The 20,394-nt window shown below is 71.5% G+C and carries 21 protein-coding genes and 1 pseudogene; 8 read left to right on the plus strand and 14 right to left on the minus strand.

Features of this window, described 5'->3' with window-relative positions; all coding sequences use genetic code 11:
* Nucleotides 1-196 precede the first annotated feature (196 nt).
* From RWE79_RS32885 to RWE79_RS32915, 7 genes are all read right to left on the minus strand, one after another.
* Nucleotides 197-727, minus strand: a complete 531-nt coding sequence (locus tag RWE79_RS32885) for a TerD family protein (protein WP_475943723.1) — start codon at nucleotides 725-727, stop codon at nucleotides 197-199.
* A 240-nt stretch (nucleotides 728-967) separates the two neighbouring features.
* Nucleotides 968-1,219, minus strand: a complete 252-nt coding sequence (locus RWE79_RS32890; protein ID WP_475943724.1) for a type B 50S ribosomal protein L31 — start codon at nucleotides 1,217-1,219, stop codon at nucleotides 968-970.
* Nucleotides 1,220-1,313: 94 nt separating this feature from the next.
* Nucleotides 1,314-1,478, minus strand: a complete 165-nt coding sequence (gene rpmG, locus RWE79_RS32895; protein WP_475943725.1) for a 50S ribosomal protein L33 — start codon at nucleotides 1,476-1,478, stop codon at nucleotides 1,314-1,316.
* Between the two features lie 124 nt (nucleotides 1,479-1,602).
* A complete protein-coding gene (locus RWE79_RS32900; protein ID WP_475943726.1) occupies nucleotides 1,603-1,953 on the minus strand; it encodes a UBP-type zinc finger domain-containing protein in 351 nt (116 codons plus the stop codon).
* Entirely contained in the window at nucleotides 1,950-3,401 is a 1,452-nt protein-coding gene (locus RWE79_RS32905) for an ATP-binding protein (RefSeq protein WP_475943727.1), read from the minus strand. The genes RWE79_RS32900 and RWE79_RS32905 overlap by 4 nt, the downstream gene beginning before the upstream one ends.
* Complete coding sequence (locus RWE79_RS32910; RefSeq protein WP_475946242.1) at nucleotides 3,398-5,074, minus strand: NAD(P)/FAD-dependent oxidoreductase; 1,677 nt, start codon at nucleotides 5,072-5,074, stop codon at nucleotides 3,398-3,400. Before RWE79_RS32910 ends, RWE79_RS32905 begins: the two co-directional genes overlap by 4 nt.
* Before the next feature lie 99 nt (nucleotides 5,075-5,173).
* Nucleotides 5,174-5,707: a GNAT family N-acetyltransferase gene (locus RWE79_RS32915; RefSeq protein WP_475943728.1), complete on the minus strand. Its 534-nt coding sequence runs from the start codon at nucleotides 5,705-5,707 to the stop codon at nucleotides 5,174-5,176.
* 82 nt (nucleotides 5,708-5,789) lie between these two features.
* Between RWE79_RS32915 and RWE79_RS32920 the strand changes: the two genes are divergently transcribed.
* A complete protein-coding gene (locus tag RWE79_RS32920; RefSeq protein WP_475943729.1) occupies nucleotides 5,790-6,578 on the plus strand; it encodes an oxidoreductase in 789 nt (262 codons plus the stop codon).
* A gap of 72 nt (nucleotides 6,579-6,650) precedes the next feature.
* On the opposite strand, the gene RWE79_RS32925 is transcribed toward RWE79_RS32920, so the two are convergent.
* Entirely contained in the window at nucleotides 6,651-7,571 is a 921-nt protein-coding gene (locus tag RWE79_RS32925; protein ID WP_475943730.1) for an LppU/SCO3897 family protein, read from the minus strand.
* A 179-nt stretch (nucleotides 7,572-7,750) separates the two neighbouring features.
* Here RWE79_RS32925 and RWE79_RS32930 point away from each other — a divergent pair, with 179 nt between their 5' ends.
* Complete coding sequence (locus RWE79_RS32930) at nucleotides 7,751-8,134, plus strand: DUF427 domain-containing protein (RefSeq protein ID WP_475943731.1); 384 nt, start codon at nucleotides 7,751-7,753, stop codon at nucleotides 8,132-8,134.
* Between the two features lie 6 nt (nucleotides 8,135-8,140).
* Here the strand turns inward: RWE79_RS32930 and RWE79_RS32935 are convergent, their stop codons facing one another.
* Complete coding sequence (locus tag RWE79_RS32935; RefSeq protein WP_475943732.1) at nucleotides 8,141-8,974, minus strand: pentapeptide repeat-containing protein; 834 nt, start codon at nucleotides 8,972-8,974, stop codon at nucleotides 8,141-8,143.
* A 118-nt stretch (nucleotides 8,975-9,092) separates the two neighbouring features.
* On the opposite strand from RWE79_RS32935, the gene RWE79_RS32940 reads away from it, so the two are divergent.
* Both RWE79_RS32940 and RWE79_RS32945 read left to right on the plus strand, forming a co-directional pair.
* Nucleotides 9,093-9,737: a ribonuclease FAU-1 family protein gene (locus RWE79_RS32940; RefSeq protein WP_475943733.1), complete on the plus strand. Its 645-nt coding sequence runs from the start codon at nucleotides 9,093-9,095 to the stop codon at nucleotides 9,735-9,737.
* A 216-nt stretch (nucleotides 9,738-9,953) separates the two neighbouring features.
* Nucleotides 9,954-11,993, plus strand: coding sequence for a GTP-binding protein (locus RWE79_RS32945; RefSeq protein ID WP_475943734.1), 2,040 nt, complete (start codon nucleotides 9,954-9,956; stop codon nucleotides 11,991-11,993).
* On the opposite strand, the gene RWE79_RS32950 is transcribed toward RWE79_RS32945, so the two are convergent.
* Nucleotides 11,941-12,447: a hypothetical protein gene (locus RWE79_RS32950; protein WP_475943735.1), complete on the minus strand. Its 507-nt coding sequence runs from the start codon at nucleotides 12,445-12,447 to the stop codon at nucleotides 11,941-11,943. The genes RWE79_RS32945 and RWE79_RS32950 overlap by 53 nt on opposite strands.
* A gap of 303 nt (nucleotides 12,448-12,750) precedes the next feature.
* Between RWE79_RS32950 and RWE79_RS32955 the strand changes: the two genes are divergently transcribed.
* Nucleotides 12,751-13,317: a C40 family peptidase gene (locus RWE79_RS32955; protein WP_475943736.1), complete on the plus strand. Its 567-nt coding sequence runs from the start codon at nucleotides 12,751-12,753 to the stop codon at nucleotides 13,315-13,317.
* Nucleotides 13,318-13,354: 37 nt separating this feature from the next.
* On the opposite strand, the pseudogene RWE79_RS32960 reads toward RWE79_RS32955, so the two are convergent.
* Nucleotides 13,355-14,340: pseudogene (locus tag RWE79_RS32960) on the minus strand (IS5 family transposase).
* A gap of 199 nt (nucleotides 14,341-14,539) precedes the next feature.
* Between RWE79_RS32960 and RWE79_RS32965 the strand changes: the two are divergent.
* Nucleotides 14,540-15,493, plus strand: coding sequence for an IS481 family transposase (locus tag RWE79_RS32965; protein ID WP_475943737.1), 954 nt, complete (start codon nucleotides 14,540-14,542; stop codon nucleotides 15,491-15,493).
* A gap of 23 nt (nucleotides 15,494-15,516) precedes the next feature.
* Nucleotides 15,517-16,176 carry a vitamin K epoxide reductase family protein gene (locus RWE79_RS32970; protein WP_475946244.1) on the plus strand — a complete coding sequence of 220 codons (660 nt, stop codon included), beginning with the start codon at nucleotides 15,517-15,519 and terminating at the stop codon, nucleotides 16,174-16,176.
* Between the two features lie 34 nt (nucleotides 16,177-16,210).
* Here RWE79_RS32970 and RWE79_RS32975 read toward each other — a convergent pair whose 3' ends face one another.
* From RWE79_RS32975 to RWE79_RS32985, 3 genes are all read right to left on the minus strand, one after another.
* Nucleotides 16,211-16,666 (minus strand): tellurite resistance TerB family protein, encoded by a 456-nt coding sequence (locus tag RWE79_RS32975; RefSeq protein ID WP_475946247.1) that lies wholly within the window; start codon nucleotides 16,664-16,666, stop codon nucleotides 16,211-16,213.
* Nucleotides 16,667-16,771: 105 nt separating this feature from the next.
* Entirely contained in the window at nucleotides 16,772-17,743 is a 972-nt protein-coding gene (locus RWE79_RS32980; protein WP_475946249.1) for an arabinan endo-1,5-alpha-L-arabinosidase, read from the minus strand.
* A 163-nt stretch (nucleotides 17,744-17,906) separates the two neighbouring features.
* The gene (locus tag RWE79_RS32985) at nucleotides 17,907-19,136 is read right to left on the minus strand and encodes an MFS transporter (RefSeq protein WP_475943738.1); all 1,230 of its coding nucleotides are present in this window, start codon (nucleotides 19,134-19,136) and stop codon (nucleotides 17,907-17,909) included.
* Between the two features lie 100 nt (nucleotides 19,137-19,236).
* On the opposite strand from RWE79_RS32985, the gene RWE79_RS32990 reads away from it, so the two are divergent.
* Nucleotides 19,237-20,322 (plus strand): DUF5937 family protein, encoded by a 1,086-nt coding sequence (locus RWE79_RS32990; RefSeq protein WP_475943739.1) that lies wholly within the window; start codon nucleotides 19,237-19,239, stop codon nucleotides 20,320-20,322.
* Nucleotides 20,323-20,394: the final 72 nt, after the last annotated feature.

Consider the following 20,394-nt stretch of genomic DNA (forward strand, 5'->3'; position numbering starts at 1 on the left):
CCGGAGCGCACACGGGGTGCGGCAGAGAGCATTCGCGGCGCACGGGCGCCCCGGGGTGGCCCTCGGGGCGGCTCCTTCGGGCTCGCTCAGCCGATGACGTGTTCCCGGGGGATGTGGCGGGGACGTTGAAGGGACGTTGCGGGACGGAGGCGGTTCCGTTCCTCGACAACGGCGTCACCGGGGCCGGTTCGCCGGCTCAGGAGGGGGCGGCGCCCATGGTCCTGGCGAAGGCGTCGGGGTCGGCGTCGAATCCGCGGACTGCCCGGCGGAAGAGCCAGGCGCCCGAGCCGTCCCGGACGAACTCGGCGAAGGTCGCGGCCGTCGATCCGGACACCTCGGCGAAGTCGGTCTCGGCGAGCTCGGTGTATCCCTCCAGGATCCGGGCGCCGGTGCCGGCGACGTCGCCGAACGTCATCCGTCCGCCGCGTTGCTGGATGGCTATGCCGACGACGACACGCCCGTATGCGGCTGACAGACGGTCGAACTCCAGGGTCATGACCTCGTCGTCGCCCAGGCCCTTTCCGGTCTTGCTGTCCCGGTTGAGGGTGATGGTGCCGTCGGGTGACCGGCTGTCGAAGTGCACGAGGTACGCGGGCCTGCCGTACGGGTCGCCCGCGGTGTAGGTCGCGGCGATGATGTCGAGGTCGCTGTCCGGGGCGCCCAGGGGACTGGGGTCCCACTTGAGCCTCACTTCGACTTTCCCGACTCCCTTGTTGGGACTGCTCACGGGGCTTCCTCTCCTTGGAACCGGGCCGACGTTCCCTGCGGGGTCCGTCCGGACGGCCGGAGCGTGGCCCGGGACGGACATCAAGCCTGCGACGGAACAGGTCTCATCGCAAGATCATGTCGGTAACTGCCGTCAGCCGCATGCCGATTGGCCATGACGGAGGAGAGGATTCAGGCCCGGGACACAGCTGAGGGGCGGGCCCACGACCGCTTGGGCGATCGTGGGCCCGCCCCTCGTACGTCAGACGCGGTCGGTGCCGTACTGCCGGCGGAAGCGCTCGACCCGGCCGGCGGTGTCCAGGACGCGGGCCGTTCCGGTGTGGAACGGGTGGCTCGCGGAGGAGATCTCGACGTCCACGACGGGGTAGGTGTTGCCGTCCTCCCACTCGACGCTCCGGCCGGAGTCGGCGGTGGAACGGGTGAGGAAGGCGAAACCCGCTGAGCGGTCGCGGAAGACCACGGGGCGGTAGGCGGGGTGGATGCGGGGGTTCATGCGGGTCCTTCCCGTGCGACGGGGCGAGGCGGTGAGTCCGGGCGGTGAGTCCGGGCGGAGTCCGGGCGGTGAGTCCGGACCTGGGTCTGCGAGGTCAGCGCTCTTCGCGGAAGAGGACGTGCTGGCCCAGGGTGGGGTCGTACTTGCGCAGTACGAGCCGGTCCGGGTTGTTGCGCCGGCTCTTGCGGGTCACGTACGCGTGGCCGGTGCCGGCGGTGGAGCGGAGGGTGATGACGGGGCGGGCGTCGGTACGCGCCATGGGGTCCTCCAGAGGTTCGGGCCGGATCCCGCACCCCCTGAATGGGGATGGGATCCGTTTTCACTGCGTGTCTCTGGTGACCGTAACGCCGTACCCCCCGGCGGCATTCCCCGCTGGTCGGCGGTCAGTGCAGATGCTCGTTCCAGTCATCGGGCACGCGGCCCGCGGGGCCGGGAACGGGCTGGTCGGCCGGGTGGCACTCGGGCGGCGCCAGGTCGGGGCCGGTCTCGGCGAACTCGTCGGTCCGGTAGCTCCAGTACCAGGCCTCGCCCGGCTCGAAGCTGCGGATGAGCGGGTGACCGCTCTCCTTGGCGTGCGCCGAGGCGTGCTGGGAGGGCGAGGAGTCGCAACAGCCGATGTGGCCGCACTGCGCGCAGCGGCGCAGATGGAACCACCAGCCTCCGGCGGTGTCGCACTCGGCGCAGCCGGAACCGCTGGGAGGCACGGTCGGGTCGATGCCGGGGGTGCTGGTCATGGCGACTCCTGCGGTGCGGTGAGCGGAAGGCGTACCCGGAAACGGGTGTCGCCCGGGGCGGACTCCACCTGGAGGTCGCCATGGTGCTTGGTGACGACGATGCGCCAGGAGATGTCGAGGCCCAGGCCGGTGCCCTCGCCGACGGGCTTGGTGGTGAAGAACGGCTCGAAGATGCGGTCGCGGATCTCCGGCGGGACCCCGGGGCCGGTGTCGCCGAACTCCACCAGGACGTGGTCCCGGTCCAGCGCCGTGCGGACGGTGAGGGTGCCCGAGGCGGTACCGGCGCCGCCGCCGTTCATGGCGGAGACCGCGTTGTCGATGAGGTTCGTCCAGACCTGGTTGAGCTCGCCCGGGTAGGCGGGGATCCTCGGCAGCGCGCGGTCGTACTCCCTGACCACGGAGATGCCCTGGCCGATCTTGCCGGCGAGCATCTGCAGGGTGCTGTCGATCAGCTCGTGGACGTCGACCACCTGGAAGGGCGAGCGGTCCAGCTGCGAGTACTGGCGGGCCGCGCCGACCAGCGTCGAGATCCGGGTGGTGGAGTCCTCGATCTCGTTCATCAACAGCTCGGTCTCGACGGTGTAGTTCAGCCACCGCACCGCGCCTTCGAGGATCGCGCCGTCCACCGCGGCGGCGACCCGCTCCAGCCAGTCCGTCTCCAGCCCGGCCTGTACGAAGGTCGGGGCGAGCTGCCAGCCGCCGGACACCCCGTGGTCGTCGAGCCAGTCCGCCACGGCGTCCTCGCGGTCGGAGGCCTCCAGCGGGCTCAGCACCGGGGCCTTGGAGACCTGCTCGGCGGCGGCCTCCTGCAGTCCGGTCAGGGTCTCCAGGGCGGCCCGGTCGAAGGGCCCGGACGCGATCATGCCCAGCTTGTGGCGCATTCCGGCGACCCGCTCCCGCAGCGCGGACGTGGCACGGAGCGCGGCGGCGGCGGGATTGTTCAGCTCGTGGGTGAGCCCGGCCGACAGCGAGCCGAGGGCCAGGAGGCGTTCGCGCTGGCCGATGGCCTGCTGGGTGGTCCGGTTGCCGAAGAAGACACCCTCCAGCATGTGCACGGCCATCGGGAACCACTCGCGCATCAGCTGCGAGAAGCTGTCGGCCGCCAGCACGAAGAACCGCGAGGGGACCGTGACCCGCATCGAGCTGTTGTAGACCTGGGGGACCCGGTCGCCGAGATAGGCCTGCCAGGCGCCGGCGTACACCCCGCGGCCGGAGGCGCGGGTGACCTCGATGTCGTCGGAACCGACCCGGCGGGACAGCACCAGGGTGCCTTCGAGCAGCACGTAGAAGCAGGTGGCGGCCTCGCCCTCGGAGTAGACCTGGCCGGGGGCGACGGTCTCCACCCGGCCCTCGCCGCACAGCCAGTCCAGCTGCTCGGACGACAGCTTCTCGAACAGGAACAGCGAGCGCAGCTCCTCCACGCTGCACGGCTCCGGGCGGGCGCTCACAGCCGCTCCAGGTACCGGTGTACGAGCATCACGGCCATCGCGCCCTCGCCGACGGCGGAGGCGACCCGCTTGGCGGACTCGGCGCGTACGTCGCCCGCCGCGAAGACTCCGGGGACCGAGGTCTCCAGGTGGTACGGGGGCCGGGACGGCTCCCAGCCGGCCGGCGGCGAGCCGTCCGCGGTCAGGTCGGGGCCGGCGATGACGAAGCCGCGTTCGTCGCGCACCACGACACCGTCCAGCCAGTCGGTCAGCGGGGCCGCGCCGATGAACACGAACAGCCACTGGGCGTCGACCTGCTCGGTGGCGCCGGTCGTGGTGTCGCGCAGCGTGAGCCCCTCCAGGTGGCCGTCGCCGTGGGCGGCCACCACCTCGGTGTGGGTGCGCACCGAGATGCCGGGGGTGCCGGCGACCTGCTGGATGAGGTAGTGCGACATGGAGGCGGTCAGCGAAGGGCCCCGCACCAGGAGCGTCACGGACTTGGCGCCCTTCGCCAGGAACACCGCCGCCTGACCCGCGGAGTTGGCCCCTCCGACGATGTACACGTCATGGCCCTCGCAGCCGGCCGCCTCGGTCAGCGCCGAGCCGTAGAAGACCCCGCACCCGGTCAGCTCCGCCAGCCCGGGGGCTTCGAGCTGCCGGTACGAGACACCGGTCGCGAGGATCACCGTGTGGGCGGCGATCGCCGAGCCGTCCGCGAACCGGACGGTACGGGCCGGGCCGTTGATCTCCAGGCCGGTGACCTCGCGCGCGGTGAGCATCTCGGCGCCGAACTTGGCGGCCTGGCGGCGTGCCCGGTCCGTCAGCTGGGCCCCGGACACGCCGTCCGGGAAGCCCAGGTAGTTCTCGATCCGGGAACTCTGCCCGGCCTGGCCGCCGGTGGCGGTGCGCTCCACGAGTACGGTCCGCAGCCCCTCGGAGGCGCCGTAGACCGCCGAGCCCAGTCCGGCCGGACCGCCGCCGATCACGATGAGGTCGTAGAAGTCGGCCGTCGGGGTGGTGGTCAGACCCACCCGCCCGGCCAGGTCCTGGTCGGAGGGCTCGACCAGGGTCTTGCCCTCGGAGGTGATCACCAGCGGCAGCCGCAGCCCGTCCTCGCCGGCGGCCGTGAGCAGCCGCTGCCCCTCCGGCTCGTCGGAGGCGTACCAGCGGTACGGCACCTGGTTGCGGGCCAGGAACTCCCGGACCCCGGAGGAGCGTGCCGACCAGCGGTGACCGACGACCTTGGTCTCCGGCACCGGGCGGTGGTCCGAGGCCAGCCAGATGTCCAGCAGGTCGTCCACCACCGGGTAGAGCTTCTCCTCCGGCGGGTCCCAGGGCTTGAGCAGGTAGTGGTCGAGGTCCACCACGTTGATCGCGTCGATCGCGGCGCCGGTGTCCGCGTACGCGGTCAGCAGCACCCGGCGGGCGCCCGGGAAGACGTCCATCGCCTGTTCCAGGAACTCGATGCCGTTCATCCGGGGCATCCGGTAGTCGGCCAGGATCACCGCGACCAGATCGCCGCGCAGTTTCAGCTCGCGCAGCGCCTCCAGCGCCGACTCCCCGGACTCCGCGCGCACCACGCGGTACGACTCGCCGTAGCGTCGCCGCAGGTCACGGGCGACGGAACGGGAGACTCCCGGGTCGTCGTCGACCGTCACGATCACGGTCCGTGTCGTGCCGGCCGGCTCTGTCACTGTCACTGGCGTCCCCACCCCCGAGTTGTCGGTGTCCCCCTTTGGATCACGCATCCCCCATCGTAGGGACCGGGGGCGGCCGCCGCAGCGCGATCTTGATCAGGCGAGGAATTCGGTGAGGTCGATGGCGTGGACGCGCAGCGGATGTCCGTAGACGGGATGGATGGTCTCGCGCTCCGGCGTCATACCGAGCTTGCGCATGACGTTCTCCGAGGCGTCGTTGCCGATACGCGCGATGCTGACCACGCGGTCCAGGCCGCGGTCCTCCACGGCGAACTCCAGGGCGGCGTGGGCGGCCTCGGAGGCATAGCCCTGGCCCCAGAAGTGCCGTCCGAACCGCCAGCCGATCTCCACGGCGGGCAGCACCTCGGGCAGGAACTCCGGCACGGACAGGCCGGTGAAGCCGGCCAGCTCGCCGGAGGCCAGGAGCTCGACCGCGAAGAGGCCGAAGCCCTCGTCGTCCCACTCCTCCTCCCAGCGCTCGATGGACTCCGCGGTCTGCTCCAGATCGCGGACGGAGCCGTCACCGATCCAGCGCATGACCTGGGGGTCCGCGTTGATGTCCGCCATCGGGGCGAGGTCGTCGTCGGTCCAGCGGCGCAGGAGGAGGCGGGGTGTGCGGATCTCGGTCATGGACCCCATCCTGTCCAATGCGGCGCCGCGACGGTAATCGCCCACCGGGCCGGGCGCCGCTCCGCCCGACGAGAGGAACATCATGGAGCTGGGTCTGTCCGGCAGGACCGCCGTCGTCACCGGTGCGAGCAAGGGTATCGGGCTGGCCGTCGCCCGGGCGCTGGCCCGGGAGGGCGTGAACGTGGCGGCCGGGGCCCGGCATGTCACCGACGAGCTGGCGGCGCTCGCCAAGGAGTACCCGGTGCGTGCCGTACCCGTGGACCTGGGCACGCCGGACGGCCCGGCCCGGCTGGTCGCCGAGGCGGTATCGGCCTTCGGCGGCCTGGACGTCGTGGTCAACAACGTGGGCGCGGTGCGGCCGCGCCTGGGGGGATTCCTGTCGGTGACCGACGACGACTGGATGTCGGCGCTGAACCTCAACTTCCTGTCCGCGGTCCGGACGACCCGCGCGGCCCTCCCGCACCTGCTGGAGCGGGGCGCGGGCAGCATCGTGACCGTCTCCTCGGTCAACTCCTTCCTGCCCGACCCGGTCGTCATCGACTACTGCGCCGCCAAGGCGGCCCTCGCCAACTTCAGCAAGGCGCTCTCCAAGGAGGTCGGCCCGCGCGGCGTCCGCGTCAACACGGTGAGCCCGGGACCGGTCGCCACCGACCTGTGGCTCGGCGCGGACGGCGTCGCCGCGACCGTCGCCCGCACCACCGGGGGTGAGCCGGACTCCGTGGTCGACCAGGCCGCCGGGGCGGCGGTGACGGGCCGGTTCACCCGGCCGGAGGAGGTCGCCGATCTCGTGCTGATGCTCGCCGGGGAGCGCGCGGGCAATGTCACCGGCGCGGACTTCGTGATCGACGGAGGCATGATCAGCACGCTGTGACCGGCCGGGGCCGCCGGTGCGCGACCGTCGGCCCCTGACCGCCGGCCCCTGACCGCCGGCCCCGGTGGGCGGTCAGCCCCGGTAGACGATGGTGCACAGGGCCTTCGTGCCGCCGTCGACCTTCCACCAGTAGTAGTACGTGGTGTCGTTGGCGGCACGGCTGCAGGTCGCGGCCGTGATGGTGCCCGAGTGCTTGGGGACACCGGTGATGTGCATGATCTGGTTGTACGGCTTCGGGACCTTCTTGACCGTGCAGTCCACGCCCGTCATGTCGCCCAGCGTGATCGTCGCGCCGCTGCCGCTGCCCTTCTGCACGGCGAGCAGGCAGTAGCCCGTGCGGTAGATGCGGCTCATGCACAGGACCGTGGTGCCGCCGTCGGACGCCAGGTGGTACCAGCGCCCGCGTCCCGTCCCGGTCGCGCAGTCACTCAGGTCGTCGGTGACCTCGGTGACCTTCACCAGTGCCTTGGAGCTTGAGCAGCTCACCGGGTCCGGCGGCACGTCGGTGCTCCAGTCGTAGTGCTGGAGGTCGCCGCCGTAGCCGGTGTCGTACACGGTGAGGCAGTCGCCCGCCGAGACCGCGTTGAAGGCCTGCGTGGTCGGGTCGGGGGCGGCGGTGGTGGGGTCGGCGGCCGACCCGTCGCCGTCGCTGTCACCGGAGGACCCGGAGTACGCCGACGTGGAGGTGGCGGTGGGGGAGACCGCCGGGTAGGTGATGTCGTCCGCCTTGGACTCGAACCAGCCCGCCATCGCGCCCAGCGCCAGCACCGCGACCAGGGCGAGGACCAGCGTGCCGCCGATGCCGATGACCAGGATCGCCGCCGCGTTGCTCCTGCGGGGCGGCTGCGGCGGACCGGGCGGGTAGGGAGCCCCGTACGGCGGCTGATGGCCGTACGGCGCCGGACCGCCCGGGGGCGGGCCCGGTGGGCCCTGTGGGGGCGGCCCCTGCGGGGGCGGTCCGAACTGGCCGGGCGGGCCGTAGAAGTCACTCATGCTGTCCCCCGAGGCTGCGGTGCTGTGATGGGTGCTGTGATGGGTGCTGTGATGGCAGGTGTATGGCGTGTGCATGCTATCGATCCGGCTGCCGGCGCCCGGGCACGGGTGCCCCTGGCGGCCGGGCGCGAAAACGGCGAGACTGCCTGGGTCGTCGCCGTTCACGGGAGTTGAGTCGTATGAGCCACAGGCCGGTGCTTGTTCCGGGGCCGGACCACCCGATCACGGTGGACAAGAACCCCGCCCGCGTCGTGGTGTCCGTCGCCGGACGGGTCGTCGCCGACACCCGCGAGGCGCTGACGGTGCGCGAGGCGGCCTACCCGCCCGTGCAGTACATCCCGCGCCAGGACGTCGACCTCACCGAGCTGGAACGCGGCGATCACACCACGTACTGCCCCTACAAGGGGGTGGCGGCCTACTACAGCGTGCCCGCCGGCGGCGAGCGCTCGGTGAACGCCGTGTGGACCTACGAGGCCCCGTACGAGGCGGTGGCCGGGATCAGGGACCATGTGGCCTTCTACCCCGATCGGGTCGACGCGATCGAGGAGCGGCCGGCCGGCTGAGGCCGCCTACCAGTGAGCGGGCCGGGCGAGCGCCGGCGGCAGCCGGGTGGCGGAGTCACCCCTGGCCGCGTTGATCTGGGCCTGGGTGAGGAAGATGCTGCCGGTCAGATCCGCGCCGCGCAGGACGGTGTCCCGCAGGTCGGCTCCGATGAGATCGGCGCCGCGCAGATCGGCTCCGGTCAGGTCGGCGGCGATGAGGCAGGCGCCGCGCAGACTGGCACCGCGCAGGTCGGCCCCCTTGAGGCGGGCCCCGGCGAGGTCGGCTCCCCGGTGGTTCCTCTTGCGGCCGGGGATGCCCGCCCGTGCCAGTTCGGCGCTGCGCAGCAGCAGCGTGTTGACCTCGTGCCGCAGGGCGGCCATGTCCAGCCCGGCGAGCTCCTCGGCGCTGCCCCGGCCGAGGGCCTCCAGCCGGTCCCGCTCCCGGCGCAGGTCGCCGTGGACGCGGCGGGCGGGCGCGAGCGACAGGGCCTCGGTGACGTACCAGAGCAGTTCGTGCAGCTGCCGCATGACGGGGAAGACGTCGAACATCGCGCGTGCGGTGTGCGGAGCCCGGCGCCAGTCCGTGCCGCCGAAGGTGACCTGGGAGACCTTCTGACCGGCTCCGAAGCAGTCGAAGACGGTGCAGCCGGGAAAACCCTCCTCGCGCAGGCGGGTGTGGATGCCGCAGCGGAAGTCCGTGCGCAGGTTCGCGCACGCCCTGCCGGCGGGCTTGTCCACGGCGAAGTCGGCCGAGGCGGCGAAGGGCAGCGCGACGCAGCAGAGCCCGAAGCAGTTGGCGCAGTCGGCCCGCAGGGCGGCACTGCCGGTACCGGCGGAAGGGGCTTCGGGCGTGTCGGACAAGGTGCCTGATCTCCTGCGTCGGTTCTGGGCCCGCCCACGAGGACGGGCCGGGACGTCATTCTCCCCGACGGGGACGGCGTCCGGCGCACCGAGGCGCTTCCCGGCGGGGGGAACCGTCGTGCGCAGGGACGTGTTCCGAGGCCGGGTGTGGAGTGCGCACGCGCTGCGCACCGTACGGGACACCGGGGAGGCGCTGGTCGCCTGTTCCTGGCCGGGGGCGGAGACACGGGTGGGGACCACCTACGCCGCGGCGCTGCGCACCGGCGACGACGCGCTGCGCAAGCAGACCCTGCCGGAACTCGCTTCCGGCCGTTGGCAGTTGGGCCGCCGGTTCTGGCAGGACACGGTGCTGCTGGTGTGGCGGCCGCCGCAGGGGTACTTCAGCGTCAACGCCTTCTACGCGCCCGGCGGCGACCACCCACGGCTGCTCACCTGGTACGTCAACTTCGAGCGCCCGCCCCGCCGTACGGCCGTCGGCTACGACACCCTCGACCTCCTCGTCGACCTGGTGGTCGCCCCCGACCTGTCGCGCCGGCGGTGGAAGGACGAGGACGAGTACGCCCAGGGCCGGCGGCTCGGCATCGTCGGCAAGGCCGACCACCGCGCCGTGGAGGTGGCCCGGGGCCGGGCCCTGGCCATGATCGAGGCCCGTGAGGGACCGTTCGGGGCGGACGCGGGCTGGGCGGACTGGCGGCCCGACCCCGCCTGGCCCGTTCCCCGGCTGCCCGCCGGGGCGCTCGTGCCGGGGCCCCAGGGCTCGTGAGCGGCCCGTGGGTCCGGTGGTCTGCCGGCCCGGCGGCCCGGCGGCGTAGTGGCCCCGTGGTGTGGCCGGCCGGATAAATCGGTTGCCGCCGGGAAGGCCCGCCTGCTGTAATCCCGGCAGGAAACCGCACCGGCCACAGGAGAGAGACGACAATGCGCGCGACATTCATGTCCGACCCGAAGGGAATTTCCATCCACCCGAAGGACATGAAGCTCCGTGCACACGACCAGCACGCTCAACCTGGGAATTCTGGCGCATGTCGACGCCGGTAAGACAAGTCTGACCGAGCGGCTTCTCCACGCCGCCGGAGTCATCGACGAGATCGGCAGCGTCGACGACGGCAGCACCACGACCGATTCCCTCGCGCTGGAACGCCGGCGCGGCATCACGATCAAATCGGCTGTCGTGTCGTTTCCCGTCGACGACATCACCGTCAATCTGATCGACACACCCGGGCACCCGGATTTCATCGCCGAGGTGGAGCGGGTGCTGAGCGTGCTCGACGGCGCCGTCCTGGTCGTCTCCGCCGTGGAGGGCGTACAGGCGCAGACCCGGATCCTGATGCGGACCCTGCAGCGGCTGCGCATCCCCACCCTGCTGTTCGTCAACAAGACGGACCGGGCCGGAGCGCGGTACGGCGGCACGTTGCGGGGCATCGCCGAGAAGCTGACCCCGTCCGTGATCCCGATGGGTACGGCCGTCGCGCCGGGCACCCGTGCCGCGGGCTGGGTTCCCTACACCTCCGCCGACGCGGACTTCACCGGCGGCCTGGCCGATCTGCTCACCGGCCACAGCGACGCCCTGCTGGCCGAGTACGTCCGCGACGAGAAGGCGCTGACGTACGACCGCCTCCGCCGTGAACTGGCCGCGCAGACCCGGCGCGCGCTGGTGCATCCGGTGTATTTCGGCTCGGCCGTCACCGGCGCCGGGGTGGATTCGCTGACCGCCGGGATCAGGGAGCTGCTGCCCGTCGCCGAGGGCGATGCCGACGGCCCGGTCTCGGGCACCGTGTTCAAGGTCGAGCGCGGTCCGGCGGGGGAGAAGATCGCCTACGTCCGGATGTTCTCCGGGACGGTCAGGACCCGCGACCGGATCCGGCTCCGTATCGACGGAGACGCGGGCGGGGGCGCGGGCGCCGGGAAGGAGCCCAAGGTCACCGGGATCGGCGTCTTCGAGAACGGATCGGCGGTCCCGGGCGAGTCGGTCGCCGCCGGCCGGATCGCCACGCTCCGGGGCCTCGGCGACATCCGGATCGGCGACCCGATCGGCGCCGCGCGGGCCGCACCGGCGCACGGGCACTTCGCCCCGCCCAGCCTGGAGACCGTGGTCGTCCCGTGCCGCCCCGGCGACAAGGGGGCCCTGCATGTGGCGCTCACCCAGCTGGCCGAGCAGGACCCGCTGATCAACCTCCGGCAGGACGAGGCGCGGCAGGAGATCTCCGTGTCGCTCTACGGCGAGGTCCAGAAGGAGGTCATCCAGGAGACGCTGGCGAGCGAGTACGGCGTCGAGGTGACCTTCCGCGAGACCACGACCATCTGCGTCGAACGGCCGGTCGGCACCGGTGCGGCCGTCGAGTTCATCGACAAGGAGCCCAACCCGTTCCTCGCGACGGTCGGGCTGCGGGTCGAACCCGCCCCGGCCGGCGCGGGGGTGGAGTTCCGGCTCGGCGTCGAACTCGGCTCGATGCCCTTCGCGTTCTTCAAGGCGGTCGAGGAGACCGTCCGGCAGACCCTGCTCCAGGGCATCCACGGTTGGCAGGTCACCGACTGCACCGTCACCATGACGCACGCCGGTTACTGGCCCCGGCAGAGCCACTCGCACGGGGTCTTCGACAAGAGCATGTCGAGCACCGCGGGGGACTTCCGCAATCTGACGCCGCTGGTCCTGATGGACGCCCTCAGCCGGGGCGGCACCCAGGTCCACGAGCCGGTCCACCGCTTCCGGCTGGACCTTCCGGCGGACACCCTCGGCCTGGTCCTGCCCGTACTGGCCCGGCTGCGGGCCGTTCCGGACACGCCGGTGACGCGCGGGGCCGCGTACGTCCTGGAGGGTGACATCCCGGCGGCCCAAGTCCATGAGCTGGAACAGCGGCTGCCCGGGCTGACCCGTGGCGAAGGCGTCCTGGAATCCGCCTTCGACCGTCACCGGCCGGTCGGCAGCACCGGCCCGGTGCCCTCCCGGCCGCGTTCGGACCACAACCCGCTCAACCGCGAGGAGTACCTGTTGCAGGTCGTACGCCGTGTACCCGGCCGGTGAGCAGCAGTTCGACGGCGCGCTGGAGGGCCAGTTCGACGGCGGCGGGGGTGTGAAAGGTGCCGCTGCCGTCGGGCGGCACCAGCCACCGCAGTGAGCCGGCGTTCCGGTAGGGGGCGGGGACCGCGATCCAGGATCCCGTGCCGGCGTGGCGGATACCGGACCCGACCCACCGGGTCGCCGGGTCAGGGGGGAGGAAGAAGCCGACCCGGCGCGCCCCGAGATCGGCGAGTGTGGGTCCCGGCTCCTGCCAGGGCACCCGCATGAGCGCGTCGAGGGTGAGCAGACCGAGATCCTCCGGCACGCTCAGCACGTCCCAGAACCGGCCGGCGGGCAGTAACACCGTCCCGCTCTCGCCGTGTTCCCATTCCCGTTTGCAGGCGAGCGGATCGGCCGCGGCGGCGGCAAGCCATTCCACCGCCCGTTCCGGTGCCTGTTTCGGTGCGATGCCTCTCATGCTGCCCCTTCCGGCTCTCACATCATTTTGGTAGATATTTCTACGCTCCGGAAGGGTGGCGCACCATGGCGTTTACCGCGGCCCGCCGATCATCTCTTGTGTTTCCGTGATTAGTAATCTCTGTGTACGTTCGCGGATTTGTTGCAGAACCCGCACAGGACGCGCCGTAACCGGAGATGAAAAGGGCATGGCAGCGGAGAAAACTGAGCGGCCGTCGACACGGAACGACATGGATCGTCAAAAGCAGGGATTTCCCCACGACCAGAACGATCGTTCACCGTTTCCGGATGCGGAGGTCTCACCATGCCCTACTCCCGGACGAACTCCTGTAAGGACCAAGAGCACGACCACGGCCAGGGCCAAGATCACGACCGCGATCGCGGCCACGGCCGCGACCGCCCCGATCGCCCGACCGGCGCCCGCCGCCTCGCCAGAACCCCAGGCGCCCTGCTCCTCCTCGTACTCCTGGTGGCCGCCGTCACCGTCACCGGCCCGACCGTCCCCGCCGACGCGGTGGGGCGCTACGGGGTCAGGGCGTTGATCGTCGCCGCGTCCAAGCAGGGCGCGCCCTACGCCTACGGGGCGACGGGCCCCGACCGCTTCGACTGCTCGGGGCTCACGCTCTACGCGTTCAGCAAGGCCGGAAAGCGCCTGCCGCGCACCGCCGAGCAGCAGTACGAGCTCACCCAGCACATCAGACGCCGTCATCGCGTCCTCGGTGACCTGGTGTTCTTCCCCGCCGGCCGGGCCATGGGCCATGTCGGGATCTACGCGGGCCGCGGCCGGATCTGGCACGCCCCCCGTCCGGGCGCGAGGGTGCGGCTGGAACGGATCTGGACCAGGAACGTCCGCTACGGACGGGCGACATAGCGGGCCGCCCCGTCCTAGGTCCTGTCTGGAGTTCGGATCACGAGTGTGGTGCGATGCTGCGGAGCCAGAGCATCGCACCACACAGGTGCAGTCCGGCCTCGTAGCTCTCCGGGGTCTTGTCGTACCGGGTAGCGATACCGCGCCAGTTCCGCAGCCGGTTGATGCACCGTTCCACGGTGTTGCGCTCTTTGTAGAGTGTCGCGTCGTGTGAGACTGGCCGACCGCCAGCGCTGCCACGCTTCTTGCGGTTCGCGGCCTGGTCGACCTTCTCCGGGATCACGGCTCGGATCCCGCGTCGTCGCAGGTAGTGGCGGTTGCGTCGGGACGAGTACGCCTTGTCCGCGGCCACCGCATCCGGCCGGGTCCGCGGGCGCCCGATCGGGCCGCGCACCTTCACCCGTTCCAGGACCGGGGCGAACTGTGGACTGTCGCCGGCCTGCCCGGGCGTGAGGACGAACGCAAGCGGGCGACAGCGTCGGTCAGCCGCCACATGGATCTTGCTCGTCAGTCCGCCCCGGGAACGCCCCAGCTCGGCGGCTTTCAAGCGGGCTCGGTGTCGTCGGCGGACCCGTCGCCGCTCGACGCGCGCCTCATCCTCGGCCTGTCCGTCCTGCGTTCTTTGCGCCTTGCCATCGCCCCCTTTTCGGCCTCGACGGCCATTTCCAAGGCCGCCAACTGCTCGGGGTCCAGGGCCATCCCGGCGGCGTGATGGTGGGCCCGGGCGGTCGCAGAGTCCACGCTGACCAGGCCCAGGTCGGCCTGGCCGCGGGCGGCGGCCTCGGCGATCACTGTTTGCATCAGATCCTGGAAAACACCCCGCGTCGCCCAGATCCGGAAGCGGTCGTACGCGCTCGGCCAGGGCCCGAACTCGGTCGGCAGGTCACGCCAGGGGCTACCGGTCCGGAACCGCCACATCACCGCGTTGAAGTGTTTCCGCAGGTCAGGGATGGGCCCAACCGCGGCAATCGGGAGATGGGGCTCGATCAGGGCCCACTGCTCTTCGGTGAGATCGCCTCGCGCCATGACTGACGGCCTATCAAGACCGAGCCCTCGCGCGCAGGCGATCTACCGAACTCCTGATCCGAACTCCAGACAGGACCTAGGTGTTCTGTCCCGGGAGGTTGTGGACGGTGAGCAGGATCTCGGTTGGGGGATCTTGAAATGGGTGAGGGCCTTCCGGTTCGGTGTGGATTGCGACGTCTACACCAACAGAAAGGCCCTCGTGTCCCACCGTAATGCACCCCTGACCGAGACCGGACGCCTGCGCCTGGCCCGCTGCGTGGTCGAGGACGGCTGGCCCCTGCGCCGGGCCGCCGAACGCTTCCAGGTCTCGCCCACCACCGCGCAGCGCTGGGCCGACCGCTACCGGCGACTCGGCGAGGCCGGGATGCGGGATCTGTCCTCCCGCCCGCACACGAGCCCGCGCCGCACCCCGACCCGCATCGAACGCCGGATCATCAAGGTCCGCATCCTGCGCCGCTGGGGCCCGGCCCGCATCGCACACCTGCTGCACCTGGTGCCCTCGACCGTGCACCGCGTCCTGACCCGCTACGGCCTGGCCCGCCTCACCCACCTGGACCGGGCCACCGGCCGTGTCATACGCCGCTACGAACGCGAGCGGCCCGGCGAACTCGTGCACGTCGACATCAAGAAGCTCGGCAACATCCCCGACGGCGGCGGACACAAGGTCCTGGGCCGCCAGGCCGGCCGCAAGAACCGCAAGAACGCCGGCTACAGCTACCTCCACACCGCCGTCGACGACCACTCCCGCCTCGCCTACAGCGGGATCCTCTCGGACGAGAAGAAGGAGACCGCCACCGGCTTCTGGACCCGCGCCCACGCGTTCTTCGCCCAGGCCGGGATCACCGTCGAGCGGGTCCTGACCGACAACGGCTCCTGCTACCGCTCACGCGACTGGCGCGACCTGCTGGCAGCAGCCCAGATCACCCACAAACGCACCCGGCCCTACCGGCCACAGACCAACGGCAAGGTCGAACGCTTCAACCGCACCCTGCTCGACGAATGGGCCTACGCCCGCCCCTACCGCTCGGAGACCGAACGCCGCGAGGCGTTCCCCGGGTGGCTGCACACCTACAATCACCACCGCGGACACACCGCGCTGAAAGGCCAACCACCCGCCAGCCGCGTCCCCAACCTCTCAGGGCAACACACCTAGGATCGCCGGAACGAGGGAGAGCGATCACGGCGACAGCGGCAATCGGCCAGGCCCGTACGGGCGATGAGCATCCGGAACCCGTCACGGGCACCGGCGCGGGCAGGGGCTTCACCTGGTTGCTGCTGGTCTGCGGGGCTCTCGGGCTGCTCGCGTCCTGGGTGATCACCGACGAGAAGTTCAAACTGCTCGAAGCCAAGGCCCTGGGCAAGGTCTACAACCCGCCCTGCAGCATCAATCCGGTCATCAACTGCAAGCACATCATGGAGAGCGACCAGTCCCACGTCTTCGGCTTCCCGAACCCGATGATCGGCCTGGTGGCCTACGCCGTCGTGATCTGCGTGGCCATGGGCCTGTTCGCCGGGGCCCGTTACCACCGCTGGTTCTGGCTCGGACTGCAGGCGGGCACGGTCCTCGGCGTCTGCTTCGTGACCTGGCTGCAGTACCAGTCGCTCTACCGCATCAACTCACTGTGCCTGTGGTGCTCGCTGGCCTGGGTCGTCACCATCGCCCTGTTCTGGGGCACGGCCCTGCACAACATCAGGCAGCGCCTGATCCCGCTGCCCGCCGCGCTGCGCGGCGCCGTGCTGGAGTTCCCGTGGGCGGTGCCCGCCGTGTGGTACGGGGGCATCGTCACGCTGATCCTGGTGCGCTGGTGGTCGGTCTACTGGAGCACCCTCCTGTGAGCCCCGGCGGGCCCGGACGATCCGACGACCGGGGTCAGAGGTCGAATTCGGAGGGCGGCAGCCCCAGGGCGTAGCAGGCCTCGCGGACGACGGCCTGCTCGGTCTTGTCGAAGTTGCCGTCCGCGCCGCCGATGACGATGCCGATCTGGATGACGGCCCTGGCCTCGGCCGGCTTCTTCTTGGCCTTGGCGACCTCCTGCAACAGGGTGACCTTGCCGAAGTCGAAGTCGGCGGTCAGCTTGTCGAGGTAGTCGTCGAAGCGCCGCTGCAGATCGGCGGCCGGGAAGTTCTGCAGCACCTCGTTGGTGCCGATGAGCTGCGCGACACGCTGCCGCTCGGAAGGGTCGATCGAGCCGTCCGCCGCGGCGACGAGGGCGCAGATCGCCATGCCGGCGTCCCGGAACGCACCGCTCTTGAGATCGTTCTTCTTCGCGTTGAGCTGGCTCTGCATCGTCGATGCGGATTCCTTGAACCGGTCCCACAGGGCCACGGTCTCTCCTCGTGTCATCGTCAGTCGCTTGCACCGGTCCCAACGAAGGGGCGCCCGCCAAAGTGCCTCGGGCCCGGACCCCCGAGGCGCTTCGGTCTCCGCGGCTCAGTACGCGACGGGCCAACCGGTGGACCAGTTCAGGAGGTTGACGCCGAGCTTGGGTGTGCCGCCGTCGTTGCCGTCGTAGTAGTGGTAGACGATCAGGTCGCCGTCCGTGTCCGCCGTGATCGACTGGCCACCGGGGCCGATGACGCTGCCGTGCGAGGCCAGCACCAGCGTGCCGCCGTTGTTGAGCATGCTCACCCCGGACGCGTCGTAGTAGGTGCCCGTGACGCTCGTGGCCCGGCCCGCCCTGACCTTGTACGTGCTGCTGGTGCCCGAGCAGCAGACGTCGTACGAGGCGAAGAGGTAGTAGTAGCCGTTCCGCTTGACGATGTACGGGGCCTCGACGGCCTTGGTCCCGGTGGGGCGGGACGCGATGCTGTAGCGGGTGGTGTCGCCGGCGTACTGCTTTCCGGTGGACGGGTCGACGCGGATCATCTTGATCCCGGTCCACCAGGAGCCGAAGGACAGCCACCACTTGCCGTCGTCGTCGACGAAGAGATTGGGGTCGATGGCGTTGTAGTCGCTGCTCGACGCCGAGGTGTAGACGATCCCGTAGTCGCTCCAGCTGCCCGGCAGCCCGGTCGAGGACCCCGCCAGTCCGATGGCGGAGGTGTTGGAGCCGAACGACGAGACGGCGTAGTACATCAGGTACTTGCCGCCGTGGTAGGAGATGTCCGGTGCCCAGGCCTCCGAGGACGAGGACCAGTTCGTCCACCAGCCGGGGCGGGTGCCGAAGGCGTCACTGCCACTGCTGAAGGCGATCCGGTCGGTCGAGGTGCGGTACGACAGCCCGCCCCCGGTGGCGTACAGCAGGTACCGGCCGGCCGAGGTGCGGACCATAGACGGATCGTGGACCACGACGGAACCGGTGACGGTGCCGGGGTTGGGGTAGGCGGAGGCACTGCTCGGGACGAGGGCGAGCAGGGCGGCCGCGGGGAGGGCGAGGACGGTGCGGAGGGTATGGCGGGAGATGCGGCTCACGCGATTCTCCTGTTCCGTGGGGGGAGACGAGTGTTCGGCATGTCGAACGATGCTCGGCGTGTCGGGCGGAACGTAGAATCGAATCCCTTGGGCGTCAACGGTTCGCGCCGGGTGCCGGGTGCCGGGTGCCGGGCGCCGGGCGCCCGGCCGTTGTTCAGCCGGAGCGTCGCACCGCGGCCGCGCCCAGCAGCGTGGCCGCGGCGAGGGTGAGCCACAGGGGTCCGGCTCCCACGGCGAGCAGCGCCGTCAGCACGGTGGGCGCGGCCGCTCGGCCCAGGCCCGTCGACAACTGCCAGCGGGCCAGCGCCCGGCCGAGCAGCCCGGGCGGAGCCTCCGAGACCACCAGCGCCGTACCGCTTCCCGCGTAGAGGATCTCCCCGAAGGTGTAGAGCACGGCCACCGCCGCGATCGCCGGCGCCCCGGCCCGGCCGCCCAGGGCCCCCGCCGCCCAGAAGCCGGTGTACGAGACGGCGAGCAGCACGCCGGACCCCGCCAGCACCGAGCGCCGCGAACGGTTCGCCGACCGGCGTACGACGGCGACCTGCGCGGCGATGACCAGGACCGTGTTGCCCACGAAAATCGCGGAGGACCAGGCGGGCGCGGCCCGCAGATGCGACACCAGCACCACGGGCAGGGCGATTTCGAGTACGTCGAAGCAGAGCGCGAACGGCAGATTCGCGAGGCTGAGCACCGTGAGCCGCCGCATCCCCGGACCCTCGGGCCGCTCCTTGGCGGGCTGTTCCTTGCGTGGCCCGCCGACGATCGCCGCCGGAGCCGTCACCCGCGTCGACCGCACCAGGACCGCCGCCACCAGATAGCCCGCCAGCGTGACCACGGCGAGGCGGCGCAGCGTGCCCGCGCCCCCGGCCAGCGCCAGCGTCGCGACCAGGGCGCCGGCGCCGAGCCCGGCATTGCGCAGGGATCGGCTCGCTGCCAGGGCGGCATCACGGGCCCTGCCCCCGGTCAGGGTGGCGACCATCGCGGCATGCGCGGCCGGCCAGGTCTGGGTGCCGGTGCCCAGCAGGGTCGCGGCCAGCACGAATCCGGGGGTGCCGTCCGCGGTGAGCAGCGCACCGACCCCGGCGGCCCGGGTCAGCAGCGTCACCACCACCGCGCCCGACCGGGCACCCCGGTCCAGCCACCGCCCCAGCGGGACCACCGCCGCCAGCCCGGCCAGCATCCCCGCCGACATCGCCAGCCCGGCCGCGCCGGCACCCAGCCCCAGCACCCCGATCGCGTACAGCAGCAGGAAGGGCCGCAGCAGGCCGGAACCCAGCGCGTCCACCACCAGGGCCACCGCGTAACGCCGTCCGCCACGGACCGCGAGCAGCCCCGGGCCCTCGTCCTCCCGGCCGCGTGGCGCGGCCGCCGTAGTCGCCTTCATGACCGTCACGCTGCGGCCCGGAAGCCCCGCCGGGCACGCCGATTGACGCAGGCCGTCAACCCACGGGCCGCCCCGCGGGGCGTCTGCGAGCATCGGTCCCATGAGCGTGACGATCGACATCACCGGCCTGCCCCACGAGCGGCTGTTCTTCGCCCCGTCGCCGCTCGCGGAGCTCACCTCGATGCTGCATGTGCTCGCCGAGCCCGCGCACCACCCCGCGCTGCACGGCTGGGCGACCGGCACCGCCACCGCCCTCAAACCCGGGCTCGCCGACCGGCTGCTGGAGGCGGACTTCCTCTGGCGCTCGTCCCGAGCGGACTTCCTCGTCCCGGGCCGGCCCGCCGCGACGCTGGCCGCGGAACTCGACGCCGTCGACCGCATCGACGACGAACGCTATGTGGCCGCCGCCCTCGTCACCGTCTGCGGATCCTCCCGGCTGACCTTCCGGCCGCGCTCCCCGCTCGTGGACGCCAGGGCCCGTGATCTCGCCCGCGAACTGGCGCACGCCCGCGGACCCCGCCAGGCCGCCTTCGCCGACCGGCTGCTCGCCGACCCTCCGGCGGTGCGGACGATCGTACGACGGCTGCTGGAGGACTGCGCCGCGTCGTTCTTCACCGACGCCTGGGCCCGGGCGCTGCCCCAACTGGCCGCCGACGCCCGGCTCAAGGCCGATCTCCTCGCCCGGCGGGGGCTGTCCGAGGCGCTGGCCGCGATCTCGCCCGCGGTGTCGTACGACCATGAGCGCGAGCGGATCGTCATCGACAAGCTCCAGGACAACGCGACCAGCGGTGCCGGTGAGGGCGTCACCTTCATCCCGACCGTCTTCGGGCGGCCGCATCTGCTGGTCGTGTACTCCCCGGCCCGGCGTCCGGCCGTGCAGTACCCCGTCGCGGAGCAGGCGGCTCCCCGCCCCGTATCGCTCGACCAGGTCCAGCAGCGACTGGAAGCACTCGCCCACCCCACGCGGATCCGGCTGGCCCGCACACTGGCCCGCGGTGAGCACACCACCGGTGAACTCGCGGCCTCCTGGCAGCTGTCGCCGCCGGAGGTCTCCCGCCATCTGACCGTGCTGAAGAAGGCGGGCCTGGTCACCACCCGGCGGCGCGGGCGGTATGTGCTGCACCGGCTGGACCTCGGGGCCGGCGCGCGTCTGGGGACCGACTTCCTGGAGGCCGTGCTGCGCTGACGTTCTCCGCCGGCCCGCTGTCGCCGGCCGGCCTCCGCCGGCCAGGTGGACACAGAAGCAGTCATGTGACTG

The organism is Streptomyces sp. RLA131 (assembly GCF_056270125.1).

Bases quoted from the DNA above. Each gene is read 5' to 3' on its own strand.
- RWE79_RS32890 (WP_475943724.1), bottom strand. From the start codon at position 1,219: ATGAACCCCCGCATCCACCCCGCCTACCGCCCCGTGGTCTTCCGCGAC.
- rpmG (WP_475943725.1), bottom strand. From the start codon at position 1,478: ATGGCGCGTACCGACGCCCGCCCCGTCATCACCCTCCGCTCCACCGCC.
- RWE79_RS32900 (WP_475943726.1), bottom strand. From the start codon at position 1,953: ATGACCAGCACCCCCGGCATCGACCCGACCGTGCCTCCCAGCGGTTCC.
- RWE79_RS32915 (WP_475943728.1), bottom strand. From the start codon at position 5,707: ATGACCGAGATCCGCACACCCCGCCTCCTCCTGCGCCGCTGGACCGAC.
- RWE79_RS32920 (WP_475943729.1), top strand. From the start codon at position 5,790: ATGGAGCTGGGTCTGTCCGGCAGGACCGCCGTCGTCACCGGTGCGAGC.
- RWE79_RS32925 (WP_475943730.1), bottom strand. From the start codon at position 7,571: ATGAGTGACTTCTACGGCCCGCCCGGCCAGTTCGGACCGCCCCCGCAG.
- RWE79_RS32930 (WP_475943731.1), top strand. From the start codon at position 7,751: ATGAGCCACAGGCCGGTGCTTGTTCCGGGGCCGGACCACCCGATCACG.
- RWE79_RS32950 (WP_475943735.1), bottom strand. From the start codon at position 12,447: ATGAGAGGCATCGCACCGAAACAGGCACCGGAACGGGCGGTGGAATGG.
- RWE79_RS32955 (WP_475943736.1), top strand. From the start codon at position 12,751: ATGCCCTACTCCCGGACGAACTCCTGTAAGGACCAAGAGCACGACCAC.
- RWE79_RS32985 (WP_475943738.1), bottom strand. From the start codon at position 19,136: ATGAAGGCGACTACGGCGGCCGCGCCACGCGGCCGGGAGGACGAGGGC.
- RWE79_RS32990 (WP_475943739.1), top strand. From the start codon at position 19,237: ATGAGCGTGACGATCGACATCACCGGCCTGCCCCACGAGCGGCTGTTC.